The organism is Halosimplex amylolyticum, from assembly GCF_051414035.1.
Lineage (GTDB): Archaea > Halobacteriota > Halobacteria > Halobacteriales > Haloarculaceae > Halosimplex > Halosimplex amylolyticum.
In genome coordinates this window covers 163,638-179,600 of sequence record NZ_JBLKNW010000005.1, presented here as the reverse complement: position 1 = coordinate 179,600, position 15,963 = coordinate 163,638, and the positions used below count along the sequence as shown (strand labels likewise).

Annotated in this window: 18 protein-coding genes; 7 read left to right on the top strand and 11 right to left on the bottom strand. The window is 68.3% G+C overall.

Features of this window, described 5'->3' with window-relative positions; genetic code table 11:
• Positions 1-199: 199 nt before the first annotated feature.
• The 5 genes from ACMGFE_RS19205 to ACMGFE_RS19185 all read right to left on the bottom strand — a co-directional run bounded on the left by ACMGFE_RS19205 (position 200) and on the right by ACMGFE_RS19185 (position 3,599).
• Complete coding sequence (locus ACMGFE_RS19205) at positions 200-841, bottom strand: DUF6517 family protein (protein ID WP_436926879.1); 642 nt, start codon at positions 839-841, stop codon at positions 200-202.
• Between the two features lie 399 nt (positions 842-1,240).
• Positions 1,241-2,296: an ArsA family ATPase gene (locus ACMGFE_RS19200; protein ID WP_436926878.1), complete on the bottom strand. Its 1,056-nt coding sequence runs from the start codon at positions 2,294-2,296 to the stop codon at positions 1,241-1,243.
• A complete protein-coding gene (locus ACMGFE_RS19195; RefSeq protein ID WP_436926877.1) occupies positions 2,296-2,610 on the bottom strand; it encodes a DUF7990 family protein in 315 nt (104 codons plus the stop codon). Before ACMGFE_RS19195 ends, ACMGFE_RS19200 begins: the two co-directional genes overlap by 1 nt.
• Positions 2,611-2,722: 112 nt before the next feature.
• Positions 2,723-2,947: a hypothetical protein gene (locus tag ACMGFE_RS19190; RefSeq protein ID WP_436926876.1), complete on the bottom strand. Its 225-nt coding sequence runs from the start codon at positions 2,945-2,947 to the stop codon at positions 2,723-2,725.
• Between the two features lie 241 nt (positions 2,948-3,188).
• Positions 3,189-3,599 carry an SRPBCC family protein gene (locus ACMGFE_RS19185; protein WP_436926875.1) on the bottom strand — a complete coding sequence of 137 codons (411 nt, stop codon included), beginning with the start codon at positions 3,597-3,599 and terminating at the stop codon, positions 3,189-3,191.
• A 210-nt stretch (positions 3,600-3,809) separates the two neighbouring features.
• Here ACMGFE_RS19185 and ACMGFE_RS19180 point away from each other — a divergent pair, with 210 nt between their 5' ends.
• From ACMGFE_RS19180 to ACMGFE_RS19165, 4 genes are all read left to right on the top strand, one after another.
• Positions 3,810-4,256 carry a thiol-disulfide oxidoreductase DCC family protein gene (locus ACMGFE_RS19180; protein WP_436926874.1) on the top strand — a complete coding sequence of 149 codons (447 nt, stop codon included), beginning with the start codon at positions 3,810-3,812 and terminating at the stop codon, positions 4,254-4,256.
• Between the two features lie 177 nt (positions 4,257-4,433).
• A complete protein-coding gene (locus ACMGFE_RS19175) occupies positions 4,434-5,741 on the top strand; it encodes a substrate-binding domain-containing protein (RefSeq protein ID WP_436926873.1) in 1,308 nt (435 codons plus the stop codon).
• Between the two features lie 71 nt (positions 5,742-5,812).
• The gene (locus ACMGFE_RS19170; protein WP_436926872.1) at positions 5,813-6,667 is read left to right on the top strand and encodes an ATP-binding cassette domain-containing protein; all 855 of its coding nucleotides are present in this window, start codon (positions 5,813-5,815) and stop codon (positions 6,665-6,667) included.
• A gap of 5 nt (positions 6,668-6,672) precedes the next feature.
• Positions 6,673-8,370, top strand: coding sequence for an ABC transporter permease (locus ACMGFE_RS19165; RefSeq protein WP_436926871.1), 1,698 nt, complete (start codon positions 6,673-6,675; stop codon positions 8,368-8,370).
• Positions 8,371-8,469: 99 nt separating this feature from the next.
• Here ACMGFE_RS19165 and ACMGFE_RS19160 read toward each other — a convergent pair whose 3' ends face one another.
• Positions 8,470-9,630 (bottom strand): Fic family protein, encoded by a 1,161-nt coding sequence (locus ACMGFE_RS19160; protein WP_436926870.1) that lies wholly within the window; start codon positions 9,628-9,630, stop codon positions 8,470-8,472.
• A 441-nt stretch (positions 9,631-10,071) separates the two neighbouring features.
• On the opposite strand from ACMGFE_RS19160, the gene ACMGFE_RS19155 reads away from it, so the two are divergent.
• Positions 10,072-10,473, top strand: a complete 402-nt coding sequence (locus tag ACMGFE_RS19155; protein WP_436926869.1) for a VOC family protein — start codon at positions 10,072-10,074, stop codon at positions 10,471-10,473.
• Positions 10,474-10,743: 270 nt separating this feature from the next.
• Here the strand turns inward: ACMGFE_RS19155 and ACMGFE_RS19150 are convergent, their stop codons facing one another.
• From ACMGFE_RS19150 to ACMGFE_RS19130, 5 genes are all read right to left on the bottom strand, one after another.
• A complete protein-coding gene (locus ACMGFE_RS19150) occupies positions 10,744-11,169 on the bottom strand; it encodes a hypothetical protein (protein WP_436926868.1) in 426 nt (141 codons plus the stop codon).
• Between the two features lie 44 nt (positions 11,170-11,213).
• Entirely contained in the window at positions 11,214-11,348 is a 135-nt protein-coding gene (locus tag ACMGFE_RS19145; protein WP_436926867.1) for a hypothetical protein, read from the bottom strand.
• A 365-nt stretch (positions 11,349-11,713) separates the two neighbouring features.
• Entirely contained in the window at positions 11,714-13,186 is a 1,473-nt protein-coding gene (gene tgtA / locus ACMGFE_RS19140; RefSeq protein WP_436926865.1) for a tRNA guanosine(15) transglycosylase TgtA, read from the bottom strand.
• 42 nt (positions 13,187-13,228) lie between these two features.
• Positions 13,229-13,396 (bottom strand): hypothetical protein, encoded by a 168-nt coding sequence (locus tag ACMGFE_RS19135; RefSeq protein ID WP_436926864.1) that lies wholly within the window; start codon positions 13,394-13,396, stop codon positions 13,229-13,231.
• Between the two features lie 46 nt (positions 13,397-13,442).
• Positions 13,443-13,994, bottom strand: a complete 552-nt coding sequence (locus ACMGFE_RS19130) for an NUDIX hydrolase (RefSeq protein WP_436926863.1) — start codon at positions 13,992-13,994, stop codon at positions 13,443-13,445.
• A 119-nt stretch (positions 13,995-14,113) separates the two neighbouring features.
• On the opposite strand from ACMGFE_RS19130, the gene ACMGFE_RS19125 reads away from it, so the two are divergent.
• Positions 14,114-14,581: an NUDIX domain-containing protein gene (locus ACMGFE_RS19125; RefSeq protein WP_436926862.1), complete on the top strand. Its 468-nt coding sequence runs from the start codon at positions 14,114-14,116 to the stop codon at positions 14,579-14,581.
• A 114-nt stretch (positions 14,582-14,695) separates the two neighbouring features.
• Complete coding sequence (locus tag ACMGFE_RS19120; RefSeq protein WP_436926861.1) at positions 14,696-15,937, top strand: hypothetical protein; 1,242 nt, start codon at positions 14,696-14,698, stop codon at positions 15,935-15,937.
• The last annotated feature ends 26 nt before the right edge of the window (positions 15,938-15,963 follow it).

Below are 15,963 nucleotides of genomic sequence, written 5' to 3'. Positions count from 1 at the left end.
ACCAAAAGATACTTAAAGATTACAGCTAACGCGCACGAATTTTCATGTGGGAAACAGGAGTGCGGTGGCTACACCACGGGCCGCTGGGAGCGGCGGCTATCGGTGGACTGACGCGATCGTGCGCCACGTAAACACAACCGCGTATCCCGATCGAACTCCGGCCGTAGCGTTCTGGTAGTCGAAGTACTGATCGCGCCACTCAGCGCTCGATGCCCTCGAACATCGGTCGAACGGTGCTCCAGTCGTCTCCGTCCGTCGGGACGACGGCCACGGCGCGAACGACGTCCCCGTCGTGGTCGACGGTCGCGACGTAGACGGTCACGTCCGCCGGCTCGCCGCCCGCGGTCGCCGACCCCGCGTACTGTCGGACCGTGGCCTCGCTGCCGAGGACGGTCGCCGTGCGATTCCGGACGTGTTCGAGTTCGCCCGTGTCGCTGTAGGTGTCCTGCGCGCCGTCGACGACGGCCGCAAGCGAGCGGTCGCCGAGCGGGTCGATGGTCGCGGCGACGTTGTCAGGTTTCGCCCGTGGCACCGTGTAGAGCGCGAAGACGCCCTGCCCGCCGGACGACTGGTAGACCGCGCGCCACCCTGAGCCGTTCACCCGATAGCGGAGGGTCATCTGCACGTCTCCCGAGATCCGGAGGGTTCCCGAGCGGTTGACCGCCACCTGCCCGACGCTCGCCTCCGCGAACCCCGTCTCGGACAGCGCCGCGTCGTCGACAGTCGACCGCGCCGCGTCTGCCTCGATCGACTGCGGCGTCCGATCGCCGGGCCCCGCGCCGCTACACCCCGCGACGACGACCACCACCGCGACGGCCGCCAGCAGCGATAGGCGTCGCATAGCCGAGCGTTCTCCGGGCGACTCGAAAACGTCTCCGCCGGTTGTGCGACCGGACCTCACACCCGCCCGGCCCGTCGACCGGCAGTCCGGCCGTGCTATTCGGAAATCCCTGGTTTCCGAAGCGCGTCTCCCCCGGAAGTCTGCCAATACTTACCACGATCGCGAGCGATATGTTCACGGGAATATGAGCACCGCAGACGCCGACGAGGAGCGGTTCACGGTCCGACAGCGGCTGCTCGCGTTCGCGGCGATGCTCGTCCTGGTGACCCTGCTGGTCCTCGCGCTCGGCTTCCTGATCTGAGTCGACGCGGTCGGCGGACAGACCCACCTGCGGGCGCCCGGCCAGCGGGAGCCGGGGCTACTTCGAACCCGTACCGGCAGTGCGCTCGGTCCGGCCGCTCAGGCGGCCGCTTCCGACCGCACGTCGATCGCGAGTTCGTCGGCGACCTCCGAGAGGAGGTCGCCTTTCACCTCTTCGACGCGGCTCTCGATGAGTGCGACGAGGGGGCAGTCGAACGCTCGGACGGCTTCGATGCGCTCGCGCTCCGTCGCGACCCGGTCGCGCAGGTAGGTCGCGCCGCGCCCCGTCTCGTCGTCGTCGGGGGAGGGCGTCACCTTGTTCAGGACCAGGCCGTCGACGCTCAGCCCGTACTCCGAGAGCTGTTCGATGGCCCGCTCCGTCTCGCGGATCGAGAGCTCGTCGGGGTTCAGGACGAGATAGAACGCGGCGTCCTCCCGGAGCGTCTCCGCGGCGAACTCGAACTTCTCCTTGCGGTGCTGGAGGTGCGCGATGATGGGGTCGGACTCCAGTTTCTTCCGGGCCTCCTGTTTCCCGACAGCGGCCTTCTCGAAGAGGTCGAGGCTCTTCGAGCGCTTGTCGATCAGCCGGTCGATCCACCGATCGAGGTAGTCGGGCAACGACAGCAGGCGGAGCGTCCCCCCGGTCGGGGAGGTGTCGAACACGACGCGGTCGAAATCGTCGGCGTCGCTCGCGGGTCGGTCATCCCCGCTCGCCGTCGAGGCGCTTGACGCCTCGCTCTCCCCGCTCGCGCGCTCCGCGCTGCCCGGCGACGCCTGCCGCATCACCTCGATGAACCGGTCGAACAGCGCGGCCTCGTACGCGCCGGGCGTCTGGTGGGCGAGTTCGATCTGCCGGTCGATCTCGTTGACGATCGCCGGACTCACCTGGTCGCCCATCCGCCGCTTTATCTCCATCATGTGCGCCTCGACCTCCTCCTCGGGGTCGATCTCCATCGCCCACAGGTTCTCGTGACCCTCGACCTGTGCGGGGTCGTCGTCGAACTGCTGGTCGAAGACGTCGGAGGTGCTGTGGGCCGGGTCCGTCGAGACGACCAGCGTCTTCAACCCCGCGTTCGCGCACTTCAGCCCGTAGGCGCTGGAGACGGTCGTCTTCCCGACGCCGCCCTTCCCACCGAAGAAGACGAAACGAGTCATCAGTGGAAGTGGTACTGCTGGCCTTTGCGTTCGAGCAGCGACTCGCGGTCCCACATCCGGCGCTCCCACTGCTCGAACTCCTCGGTCAGGTACGGCAGGAGTTCGACCGTGTAGTACGACACCGGACTCGGGATGCCGAAGGCGTCGGCGAAACAGGCGAAGAAGAACTCGTCTTCGACGTCCTCGGCCTCCTTCTCGATCTTCTCGAACGACGGGTGTTCGATCATCCCGTGATAGAGCCCGTGCAGCCACTCGTGGACCCACTCGCGGAACGACTCGATGCGTCGGTGGAGCTGCCGGTCGTCGTCTGTCATGATAGTTCGTTACGCACGACCGAACTTAAAGGTGTCAGCGGGCTCCCGGAGCCGACGACGGCGGACGTAGAGATCGGTCTCGCCGGCCCCGAAACGCCGCTGGCGCGCCCGTTCAACAGGCACAGCCGGTCGAGCCGACCGAGCGTTCGAACGTCATCTCCTCCCCGCAGGACGAACACTCGGGGGCGTCGTCGCCGTCGACGTCGAGGTCGAGTACGCGCTCGCCGCAGTCGTGGCACCAGTAGGCGCCCTCGGATTCGCGGGTGGGATCCTCGCCTCGGTTCGGGTTCTGGGTCGAGGCCGCGAACATCTCCTTGACTGTGGTGAGCACACCCATGGGCGTGTCGGTCTGCGGCCGGCGGGACTATAAATACCTGCCCGGTCGTGCGAAGCGTTCGCACGGCCGCCGGAGACCGGCGCTTCCGGCGTCTCGGCCGGCGTTTACAGCACCTCGACAGTCTATAGCGACAGCTCGGTCGTCCCGCGAGCGCTCCGGCCGTCGGCAGCGGCGGTTCGCCCGTCGGGCGGGCATCCCCGTCGCCAGCAGCGGCGGTTCGCCCGTCGAGCGCGGGCCGTCGCTATTCGAGGTCGGTCGCGAGTCGGTCGAGCGCCCGGTCGAGTTCGCCACGGCGCTTCCAGGCGGCGACGCGGTCGGTGAGCGCCGAAAGCGGGAGGCCGAGGGCCACGCCGGAGCGAGCGACGACGCGGGTGCCCTCGTTCTCCGGTTCCCAGGAGAGGTCGGTCCACATCTCCTCGAAGGGGCCGGCGTCGCCGACCTGCTCGTAGCGCAGCCCGCCGTCGCGGCGTTCGAACCGGAGCGAGACGCCGACGCCGCGGGCGCCCGCGGTCACGAAGGTCGCCCCGTCGCGTTCGTCGACCTCGAGCACCTCGAAGCTCCCCTCGTACTCGACGACGACGTCCGGAGCGAGCGCTCGCTCGACTTCGGCCGGCGTGGCCGCCACGAAGTCCTCGACCGTGACTTCTCGCATCGACCGGTCCGTCTCCGCCCCGCGACATAAACGCTCGCCCGGATCCGCGGTTCGACGACGCTCGCGCCGAGACCGACCCGCCGTCCGCGAGCGCGCGACTGCGGGAGGACGACGAGGGCCCGTTCGGAGACCAGTGTCCCGCGGAGTATCCGGGTATCGGCGCGGCCGCCGAGCGGCCCTTCAAGTGTCCGGGCCGCGTAGTTCGGGTCGATGACGACAGCGAACGCGCGGGACGGGCCGGTCCTCCTGTTCGACGGCGTCTGCAACCTCTGTAACGGGTCGATCCAGTTCGTCATCGACCACGACCCCGACGGCGTGTTCCGCTTCGCGCCGCTGCAGTCCGACGCCGCCGAGGCGATGCTCTCGGAGGTGGGCTTCGAGGACTACGACTTCGACACGTTCGTCCTCGTCGAGGGCGACGACTACTACACGAAGTCCGAGGCCGCGCTCCGGGTCGCGAGCGAACTGCCGTTGCCGTGGTCGCTCGCCGGGGCGCTACGGGTGATCCCGCGCCCGCTCAGGGACGCCGTCTACGACACCGTGGCGAGCCACCGCTACGCCGTCTTCGGGAAGAAGGCCCAGTGTATGATCCCGACGCCCGAGGTGCGCGAGCGGTTCGTCGAGATGGACGCGATGGGCGCAGAGGCGGACGATTGAGCGGACTCGGACGGGAGTCCGACGCCGGCCGGTCGTCAGCGCCGCCCCGCCGAGCGGCCGGCGGGACGGTCGGCCACGACGCACTCGGCCGATTCGTGTCAGGATTACGACCGCCGTAGGCGCCTCCTTACTATATTCCGTGTGGAATTTTGCCACGGTATGGGATCGCAAGATGGTGTGGAAGCGGACGGTTCGATCTCGATCGACGTGGGGACGAGCATCAGTCGGCGCGGCGTGATGAAACAGATCGGCGCGGCGAGCGCCGCTCTGGGACTGGCCGGGTGTCAGACGAGCGATGGCGACGGTGACGGCGACGGTGACGGCGACGGCGACGGTGACGGCGATGGTGACGGCGGCGACGGCGCGGCACAGAGTGGCGACTTCGAGTTCTCGCGGCATCCGGCGGTCGCGCCGCCGGGCTGGGACGCCTCGAAGACGCGCGAGGGATCGGGACAGAACGAGCGGACGGCCGTGTTCGTCCTGCAGAACATCGACAACCCCTTCTTCATCCCGATGACCTGCGGGTTCCACGACGCGCTCAACATCTTCGGGTGGGACGGTCAGGTGACCGGACCGCCCGCCGACGGCGGCATCCCGGACCAGGTGAGCCTCATCGAGCAGAACGTCTCGAACATGGAGGCCGGCGACGTGCTGGTGACGACGGTCCTCAACAACGAGGCGTACAACGAGGCCATCCAGAACGCGTTCGACAACGACATCGCGGTCGTCAACGGCCACTCGACGCCGGCCACGCGGGACTGGAACTACGACTACATGATGGACGACGTCGGGTTCGAGTACCGGGGGGAACCGATGATCGTTCCCCACGTTGGCATCCGGGACGCCCGCGGCGGCGCGGCGATGGCCGCCGAAGCCTACGACCGCCTCCAGCAGGAGATCCCCGACAAGGACGAGTACACGGTCCTGGTCACCAACGAACTGCCCGACAACCCGTCGGTCACCCGTCGGGTCAATGCGGACGCTGCCGACCTCGGGACCGCCCAGCGGTACTTCGAGGCGCAGAGTAACCCGTCGGTGAGTCTCTACAACGACCAGATCATCAACCCGCCGCCGAACATCGCCGACGCGCAGACGGAGATCATCGACACGATCTCGGGCGCCGACGTGGACGGCGTCGTCTGCTCGGCGTTCTGGGGCGCGGTCGGCGCTGGCCAGGCGCTCGAATCCGGCGAACTGGACGGGCCGATGGTCGTCTGTGGGTTCGACCTCCTGCGACCGCTGCTCGACCAGATCGAGGCGGGGAACGTCGACTTCACCGTCGGACAGGACCCCTACAGCCAGGGATTCCAGAACGTCCCGCTGGCGTGGATGTACCTCGAACGCGGTATCGAGATGAAAGACCTCGAGTGGGGCGTGTCGGTCTGGGACGAGGACAACGTCGACTTCGCGCTGGAACGTCGGTCGTGGGCCGGCGACGGCGGGCTCCTGCAGTGGCAGGAGGAGAACTACGACTTCCTGCAGTGACGGGGTCGCCCGCTGCGGCCGGTGTCGCCCGACCGAACGCATCCGCATTCGCGCCGTCCACGGAGCAAGCCATGTCACAGACAGAACCAGACTCGGAATCGGAGACGGGAACACCCGGAAACGGAGAGCGGCCTGTCGCGACCGACGACGACGCCGACGAGGACGTCGTCCTCCGGACGCGGGACCTGACGAAGTTCTTCGGCGCTATCGAGGCCGTCAGGAACGTGAGTATCGACGTCAACGCCGACGAGGTCCTCGCCATCGCCGGCGACAACGGCGCGGGCAAGACGACACTCATCAAGATGCTCTCGGGCGTCCTCCGGCCGACGCGCGGGGAGATCTACCTCCGCAAGGACGGCCGCCTCGTCGAGCAGTACTTCTCCTCGTCGAAGGACGCGATGGACGCCGGCATCGCCACCGTCTACCAGGAACAGCACCTCAGCCCGAACGCCAGCGCCGCGAGCAACATCTTCCTCGGGATGGAACCCCTGGAGCCCGGCCCCGCGGGGTGGCTGCTCCGCCGCGTCGACCGCGAGACCATGGTCAGCGAGAGCCGGTCGCTGCTGAACGACATCGGGTTCGACTTCGACCCGCGCTCGCCGGTCAACGAACTCTCGGGCGGCCAGAAACAGGCCGTCGCCGTCGCGCGCGCCCTCATCAGGGACCCGCCGATCATCATCCTCGACGAACCGACCTCGGAGGTCTCGACCACCGGGACGGACAAGATCATCGACCTCGTACGGCGGATCCCGGACGGCGAGAAGTCGGTGATCCTCATCTCGCACAAGATCGACGTGGTCGTCGACGTGGCCGACCGGATCGCCGTCATGCGCGACGGTGAGATCGTCGACGTGCTCCACACCGGGCGCGACGACGTCGAGCGGATGGACATCGTCGAGCGGATGCACCGGGAGCGGGAGCGCTGATCGCCGTGGCGACCGAATCACCGAGCGTCCGGACGCGCGTCAGTTCGACGGCCGCGTCGGTGTTCGACCGACGGGAGGGGAGCGTCCTCGTCGGCCTCATCGCCATCTTCCTCGTCGGCGTCTACATCGACGCCTCCCGGTTCCTCCTGCTCGACAACATGGCGCGAATCCTCCGGTCGGCCGCGACGACCGCCATCATCGGCTACGGCGTCGCCCTGCTGATGGTCACCGCCGAGTTCGACCTCTCGGTCGGGTCGATGTACGGCGTTTCGGCTGGGATGGGCGCGATCCTCATCGGCGGGAACGCGTTCGGCTTCGACCCCCTGTTCGCGGTCCTCGTCGTCCTCGCGTTCTCCGTCGTCTTCGGGATCACGCAGGGGCTCGTGGTGACGAAGCTCGAACTCCCGTCGCTCATCGTCACCATCGGCACGCTGACGCTCCTGCGGGGCGTCCACCGGATCCTGCTCGGCGGCACCACCGCGTCGGCGGGCAACGTCGGCCTGCTGAAGTGGCTCGGCGGCCCGATCATCATCGCGGACCTGCCGTTCATGAGCGGCCCCATCCTGTATCAGATCCCCTTCCTCCACGCCGAGACGAAGACCTTCGGACAGTTCTCGATCCTGATCGTCTGGATCTTCGTCCTCCTCGGCGTGTTCCACTACGTCCTCCACTACACCCGCTTCGGCCTCCACGCACGCGCGACCGGCGACAACATCGACTCCGTCGAGACGACCGGCATCGACCCGGAGATCGTCAAACTCGGCTGTTTCGCCCTCTGTTCGCTGACGGCCGCCTTCGCCGGCCTCGCCTTCCTCGGCCGGTTCGGCTCGGTCTCGTCGGGCAGCGGCAACGGCCTCGCGCTCGTCGTCATCGCCGCCGTCGTCCTCGGTGGGACGAAACTCACCGGCGGCGAAGGGTCGATGGTCGGCGTCCTCTTCGGGTCGCTCGTCCTCGCGACGGCGAACAACGTGCTCGCGCTCGCCGGCCTGAACGTCAGCGGCTGGCAGGGCGTGATCACCGGCGGGTTCATCATCGCCGCCATCGGCCTCGACGCCATCCTGAAGGGATTCAGCTACGACCTGCTGGTGTCGTGGTACGCCGAACCGCTACGGAACCTGCTCGCGTCGCCGCGCGAGTTCTTCCGGACCCGGGCCGAGCAGAAGACGACCGACGACACGTTCGGCTTCCTGATGTTGACCATCGGCGTCGCCGCCGTCGCGACCAACTTCGTCGCCGGCGTGCTGGGGAACCCCGCAGTCGCTTCGGCGATCGGCCTCGACGTCGGGCAGTTCAAACTGTTCCTCCTCGGCGGCTGGCCCGAGACGGTCGCGCAGGTGTACGTCTTCCTGATGGTGTTGACGCTCCTCGCGGCCGCCGCCGTCGAGGTGACGACGCAGGTCTTCGACAGCCCCGGCGACTACGAGGACACCCTCGCCAGCGTCTGTTACGGGATGGCTCCGGCCCCGCTCTTCGCGATCCCCATCGTGTTGCTCGGGTACGACATCTTCTTCGTCGCCAGTCCGGTCGTCTCGTCACTCGTCGCGTCGGTCCCGGTACTGCTCCTGATCGGGTGGGTGACCTACGCCGGCGTCCGCGAAACGCACGACCTCCCGCGAGAGCGGGCACTCGCCGCTATCGGGGCGGTGTTCCTCGCCTGGATCGCCGCCGCCGGCGTCGTGGCGCTGGGGCTCTCGACCGCCTGAGGTCCCCTCCGAAGCGCGGTCCCGCCGAAACGGGCCGCCTGTCGACCGGACTGGTGGGGGTGTGGAACCCAACCGCATCGTCCGTCCGTCGCGACCCCGTCACGGAGAGCCGACGATGTCCAGCACGGCCGGCGCTTCGTACACGCGGTAGCGTTCCGACCCGGAGATCTCCTCGACGATCCCCTCGCCCTGGAGCGCGTCGATGGCGTCGTAGACGGCCTGTCGGGAACGGCCGGTGGCGTCGATCGCCCGCGGTGCGGTCAGGTACGGCTCCTCGAAGACGTACTCGATCACGTCCCTGACGGCCGGGCGATTGGGGAACCGCGAGTAGTAGTCGTCACGGAGCGACTGGAGTTCGACGCCGCAGTCGTAGGCGTCGATGGCCTGCTCGGCGATGGCGTTGAGGACGAACGTGATCCACTGTTCCCAGGCGCCGTCGCGGCTCACCTCCAGCAGGTAGTCCAGGTACTGGCGGCGATAGCGGTTGAAGTACGCGCTGAGGTAGAGGTACGGCTCCGGCAACAGCCCCGCGTCGTAGAGCTGGAGCATCATCAGCAGGCGGCCGAGCCGGCCGTTCCCGTCCTGGAACGGGTGGATCGTCTCGAACTGGTAGTGGGTGATCGCCACGTCGATCAGCGGCGGGTACGAGCCGCGGTTGACGTAGGCGACGAGCTGGTCCATCAGGAGGTCGACCGTGTCGGGGCTCGCCGGGACGAACCGCGCGCCCTCCGCCGAGCCGTCGGGCGAGCCGATGTAGACCGGCACCTCGCGGAACTCGCCTGGGTTCAGGTCGACGCCGCGGACGTCGCTGAGCAGCACCTCGTGGAGGTCGCAGATCAGCTCGACGGAGATGCCCTCGCTGTCGCCGTCTCCCCCGCTCCCGGACAGCCGGGCGAAGCCCTGCCTGACAGCGTCGACGTAGTTGTACGCCTCGCGGACGTCGCGCGAGTCGGCGGCGGCGCGCTCGGGCGGGCTGTCGACCTCGTGGCGGATGATGTCCGAGACGGTGACGTTCGTCCCCTCGATCTGCGAGCTCATCGCCGCCTCGCGGACCACGAACGGGGCGATGAGGAGGTTCTCGTTGTCCACCGAGCGGTGGAGGGTCGCGAGCCGGCCGAGCGCGTACTGGGCGTCGCCGTACACGGCCAGCAGGTCGTCGGTGTACTCGATCTCCGGCGGGAGGCTGCCCGGCCGATAGCAGGGCAACCCCTCGTAGTCGTCGATCGTCCCCGGCCCGCCCGCGAAGTCCTCGGGGTCCATCCTGACGCAGCCTTCGCTTCGCCCCCATCTAAGTCTACCGATTGGCAGAATAGTTGACTTAGAGCAGTCAGCCGAGACGGCTACGTCCGCCGATCCGGCCTCACGTCGACCCGCAGGCCGCGCCACGTCGCACGGGTCGCGCGGGCCACGACGAGGGTCAGTGACGCGCGACCCGTCACGTCGCCTGTCCGCGTCTCAGAAGCCCGATCGCCGTTCTGCTGGACGGGTTCAGAGCCCGAACGGAACGCCCCGGTCGCGAAGTTCTCGGGTCAACCCTGACGTAGCCGTCGATCCGACCCCGCCTAAGTCTACTTTCCAGCCCAAAGTTGATTTAGAGTGGCGATCCGCGTCGCTACGTCTTCCTGACGCACGGTGGACGGAACGGGCGACACCTGGCCGAGCAGGGCACGAGCTTATGGTTCGTTGACGCGTACGCCGGCTATGGATCCGGAAATCACGCTCGTCACGCTCGGCGTCGCGGACGTGGAGGAGGGAATCGAATTCTACCGTGACGGTCTCGGATTCCCGATGCAGGACCGGGGCGACGACGGCGACGTGGCGTTCTTCACGCTCGACGGCACGTGGCTCTCGCTGTATCCGCGCGAGTCGCTCGCCGAAGACGCGACCGTCCCGGACGACGGCGGGGGGTTCTCGGGCGTCACCCTGGCCCACAACGTCGCGACGCGGGAGGAGGTCGACTCGATCCTCGACGAGGCGGTCGACGCCGGGGGAGAGCTCGTCAAACCGGCCGAGGAGACGTTCTGGGGCGGCTACTCCGGGTACTTCGCCGATCCCGACGGCCACCTCTGGGAAGTAGCGTCGCCGCGGTTGACCGACGAGTGAGCGCGGTCGGAGGTCCCGTCCCGGAGTCGTCAGGCGCCCGCGGCCGTCGGCTGGGCGGCGCTCCAGGCGTTGTTCCAGATCTACGTCAGGTTCGTGCTCCAGTCTGAGGCGTTCGGCGTCGTCAGCGGCGTCCTGTTGCTCGTGACGTAGCTGTACTTCAGCGGGTTCGTTTCCTGTTAGGGGGCGCCCTCAACGCCGTCATCGGCGGCTACACCGCCGAAGGCGCGAGCGACGATGAACAGTTCTCGGTGTGACTGTGGGACGGGCGCGTCACTCACGGTCCCGCCGCTGGTAGCCCTCGGGTTCCACCATCAACACTTCCTGCACCTCGAACTGCGGGTCGCCGTTCTCGTCGAGGTGGCGGACGACGTACTCACCCGGAACGGCGTCGTCGAACTCGACGACCAGTCGGTAGTGGAATGCCTCGGTGTACCCCATCACAATCTCCGAATCCTGGTCGTCCTCGTCGATTCGGACGGTCGCCTCCAGCGTTCCACGCTGGTCAGTCTGGAGGGTCAGCGAGTCACAGACGAGTTCGTGGCGGCTGTCGCCGTTCTTTACGACACCGAGGACGACGACCTGTCCCTCCCCGGCGTCGAAGTCGACCGTCGCACTGTCGGTCTCCGGTTCCGGCCAGCGGTGTTTGGGAACCGCGTCGAGGAACTCGACCCGAGCGATCCCGTCGTCAGTTTCCATATCTGACAGGACGAGCGGCCAGAGCGTAAAATGTGGGGCGGCCGCTACTCCCGTTGCTCACGGAACCGCGTTCTCGCCCGTTCGAGTAGCCGCTTCGCGTAGTAGACCGCGAACAGCAGGACCAGCGTCGCGACGAACCACTGATCCGGGCCAACGAACGGCGTGACGATATCGACCACGGATGGGTCTGACCGGCGCTCGTTGTAGGTTTTCCGTCGACCCGCTCGCTAGGAGTCGTTTTCGCCGCGAGCGACCGCAAGCGCTGAAAGCCCTCGGCCCGCTTGCGGCCGCTGTGCGACATATCCTCGCTCGCTGGCGCTCGCTCAGATAGGGGTCGCACAGCGACTCCCCTCCGGCGCGAGCGAGCCTCGCCCTTTCAGTCCACCAGGACAGCACTGCACGACACAGCACCACAAACAGCCTCACACCTCCCCAGCCGATTGCGTTACTCGGTCGCTTCGCTCCCTGCGTTACTCATCCCTCGCGCGGCTTCGTCGCGGCAAAATCGCCGCGACAGCGCGCGCCATGCAGAACGTCGATAGATCTACTCCTCGCCGAGGGCCCACAGTTCGACGCGTTCTGGCACGTCGCCGAGCGCGCTCTCCGGCCAGTCGTCGTGAGCGAGCGTGAACGCGGTGTCCGGGTGGGCCTCGACGAGGCGGCGGACGCCCGCGGCGGCCGCTTCGTAGGCGGGAGATTCGAGCCGCTCGGGCATCTCGGCGGTGAGCGGGTAGCCGTCCGCGAGTTCCGTCGGGAACGGGCCAAAGGGCGGCTGGACGTTCCAGCACTCGTCGAAGTCGTCGGCGTCGTTGCCCTCGGTCAGCAGGACGGAGTCGCCGCGGGCGTCGAGGCGGTCGAGGCGCTGGTGGTGGCGCAGGACTTCCGGGCGCTGGGCGCTCTCGCCGGAGAGGTGGAAGAAGGTGTCCTTGGAGACGGGGTCGGTGCGTTCGAGCTGGTCGGCGTGCTCCAGCAGGGCGCGGTAGCCGTCGAGCATCGCGGGGTGGCTCCGGGCGCGCGCCTCGACGAGTTCCATCAGACTCCCGCGGCGGATGGCCTGCTTGATCGTCCGGAGTTCGCCGAAGGAGACGTGGAGGTTGTGCTCGGCGAGCAGGCGATAGCGCTCCTGCGAATCGTACCCGCGGAGGTCTGCGGGCGTGTGGCTCGTACAGACCGGACAGGAACAGGGGAAGTACTCCAGGTCTTCGAGGTGTTCGGTGGTGCGGACGGTCATGTAGCGGTCGTCGCGGGCGTAGATGGCGTAGGCCGCCGAGTCGAAGAGATCGCAGCCGAGCGCGACGGCGAGCGCGAACATCATGGGGTGGCCGGCGCCGAAGAGGTGGACCGGCGCGCTCTCGGGGAGGCCCCGTTTCGCCGCGGCGACCACGTCCACGAGGTCAGCGTAGCGGTACTCGTTCATCATCGGGACGACCGCGCCGACGGGGAACACGTCGAGTCCCGACGCTGCGGCGTGCGCACCGGCCTCCTCGCGCAGGTCGGGGTAGGTCGACCCCTGGACGGGCGCGTTGACGAGCATGTCACCCGTCTCGACCTCGGCGGCGGCGCCGAGGCGGTCCTGCGTGGTCGCGAGTTCGCGCTCGGCCTGTTCGCGGGACGCGTCGGGCGGCGTCGGGATGTCGACCGGCGTGCCGACGTCCGAGCCGATGTCGTGCTGGAAGTTCAGGATCTCCTCGTTGGTCACGTCGATCTCGCCGTACTCGGCCAACTGGAACGAGCCGGAGTCGGTGACGATGGCACCCGAGAAGTCGAGCAGGTCGTGGAGCCCTCGCTCTTCGACGGGGTCGCGCAGGTCGTCGCTGCCGTAGAGGACGTAGGAGTTGGTGATGAGGATCTCCGCGCCGAACTCGGATTCGAGTTGCGCGGGCGTGACGGTCTGGAGGTGGGGGTTGATGACCGGGAGGAGCGCGGGCGTCTCGACCGTGACGCCGGCGCGCGGGACCTCCAGTTCGCCCAGTCGCCCGGCGGCGTCGTAGCGGTCGACCTCGAAGACGTCTGCCATTGCCCGCGATATCCGGCCGGCGGGCCTAAGGGTTGTGTTCGGTCATTCTCGAAACGAGTCGGCGAACTCCGCTTTCGATTCGTACGCGTCACCGACGATTTTCCCGATCAGTTCCTCTTCGGAGATCTCTCGTCCGGTCGACGCTCGGATCTCCTCACGAAGTTCCGTGAGCCGAGCGGCGAGCGCTTCGTCGACTTCCATCTCCGGCATTGTACTCGAATGTACTCGACGCTAGATTGTCAAGACATCGCCGAAGCTACGACTCATCACCGAACAGCTCGAAGTACAGCACCGCGAGCATCGACCGGCCGTCGCGCAGTTCGTCGTCGCGGGCGGCCTCCACCAGCGCGTCGAACGTCGTCGTCTCGACGCGGATGTCCTCGTTGTAATCGAGGTCCTGTTCGCCCGTCGGCTCGCAGTCGCGGGCGACGAAGTAGTGGAAGACGGCGTCGGCGAAGCCGTTGGCGGGCTCGACGGTCGTGAGGTGCTCGACGCCCCCCGGCCGGTACCCCGTCTCCTCTTCGAGTTCGCGGGCGACGCACTCGTCGGGAGCGGCGTCGTCGTCCTCGACGCCGCCAGCGGGGAGCGCGCGGTTGACTCGTCCCACCGCCTGGCGCCACTCCTCGATGACGACCAAGTCGCCCCCGGGCGTAAAGGGGAGGACGACGACGCTCTCGCCCTCCGCGAGGTAGTCGTACTCCGCCTCGACGCCGTTCGGGAACCGGACGGTGTCGGTGACGATGTCGAACCCCTCGCAGGTGTAGGAGGTCCGGCTGTCGAGGGTCTCCCAGGCCAGGTCGTCGGTCATAGCGGAAGGGCACAGCGCGACCGAGTTAGCGGTGTCGGCTGCGGCGGGGCGGCGTGCTCCACCCGAACGGCCCCACGCCGCCTCGAAACGACGAAGGGTACGCCGGTCGATGGGTCTCCATGGAGGTCCACGACGAGTTCATCCCCGAAGACGAGTTCGCGACCGTACTGGAGCGCGTCCCGCAGGTCTGCGTCGAGATCGTGCTGGAGCGCGACGGGCGAGTCCTGCTCGCTCACCGGACGAAAGCGCCGGCGAACGGGGAGTGGTTCTGGCCGGGAAGTCGCCTCTTCAAGGGAGAGGAGCTGGCGGACGCGGCCCGCCGGGTCGCCCGCGAAGAACTCGGCGTCGACGTGACCGTCGCCGAGCGCGTCGGCGTCTACGGACACTTCTGGGAGACGTCGTCGATCGACGGCGTCGACTCCCGCCACACCGTGAACGTGGTCTATCACGTCCGGCAGACCGATCCCGACGACCCGATCGAACTGGACGAACAACACGACGACTACCGGTTCGTCACCGGCGACGAGGACGGCCTCCACGAGTACGTCGAGCGGTACCTCGCGGACGTGGAACTGGGCGGCGACTGATCGGCAGTCGGCGGACGGCGACGCGGGACCGTCGGCAGGATCCGCCGGCGGGAGGGCCCGCCGCTGGACCAGGGGCGAGAGCGGCTTTTTCCGTCCCGCGGCCGAACGCGAGGTATGGAGGAGTCGCCGTCGCGAGCGACGGAGAACCCGGTCGCCGCGCGCGCGGTCGCCGACCGGAGTACGGTCGTCGACGTCGGGCTGCTGGTCGCGGCGTCGCCCGGGGGCGACACCGAACGGCTGTGCGAGTTCGCGGCGCGGCTCGCCGGCGACGCCGCCGACGAACTCCAAGCGGCGACCGAGGCGGGCTGGCGATTTCACGCCGAGGAGCCCGAGTCGCTCTCGGACGCCGACGCACGCCGCCCCTCGCAGTTTCTCGACGAGGCGGCGCTCCGGATGGTCGAGGGGCCGTACGACCTCGTGGTCGTCGTCACCGACGTCCCGCTGCTGGCGCGCGACCACCGACGCGTCGCGGGGCTGGCCTCGCCGCTGAGCCGCGTCGCCGTCGTCTCGACGCACCGACTCCGCGTGAGCGGTCGCGACCAGCCCCGGCGCCCCCTCGACTCGCCGGCCGTCCGCTCGAACGGTGCGACCGTGCTGCTCCACCAGGTCGGACACGTGCTCGGCGCCGGTCACGACCCCGGAGGAGGCGTCATGGCGCCCTACGAGTTCGACCCCGACCGCTCCGACGTCCCCGCGTTCGACGCCGACGTGAGCCGGTACCTGGAGCGCATCGCGACCACCATCCCGGAGGAGGAGGTCGAGTCCCGCAGCGTCCTCGGACTGGTCTGGTTCCACCTGCTGAGCGCGGCCAGGAACGGGCGGCAGTTGCTCCGGGCGCTGGCGACGAGTCGCGCGCCGCTGTTGCCGCTCTCGCTCCCGAAGCTCTCGACGGCGGCCGTCGCGCCGACGCTCATCCTCGTGTTCAGCGCCGAGACGTGGGACGTGGGACTCAACCTCGACAACGGAACGACCGTCCTCTTCGCGACGGTGAGCGTCCTGCTGGCGGCGGTGTACCTCGTGTTCTCGCTGAACCTGAACGTCCCGCGCAAGCGCCGCGGCGTCGTCACCGAACACGTCGCGCTGCTCAACGTCGCCATCCTCTGTATCCTCGTCGTCGGCATGGTCGGCCTGTTCAGCCTCGTCGGCGGGATCATGCTCGTCATCGAGTTCGTCGTCTTCCCGCCGAACCTGATGACAAACTGGCCCAGCCTGGAGGACCCGGCCGTGACCGTCGTCGACCTCGTGCGGATCGGCGGCTTCGTCGCGACCATCGGCGTGCTCACGGGCGCGCTCGCCGGCGGGCTCGAAGACCGGACGATACTCCGCCAGCTCGCGCTCTTCCGGGCGGAGCCCTGACAGACCGACGGGCGTCGCGCCTGACG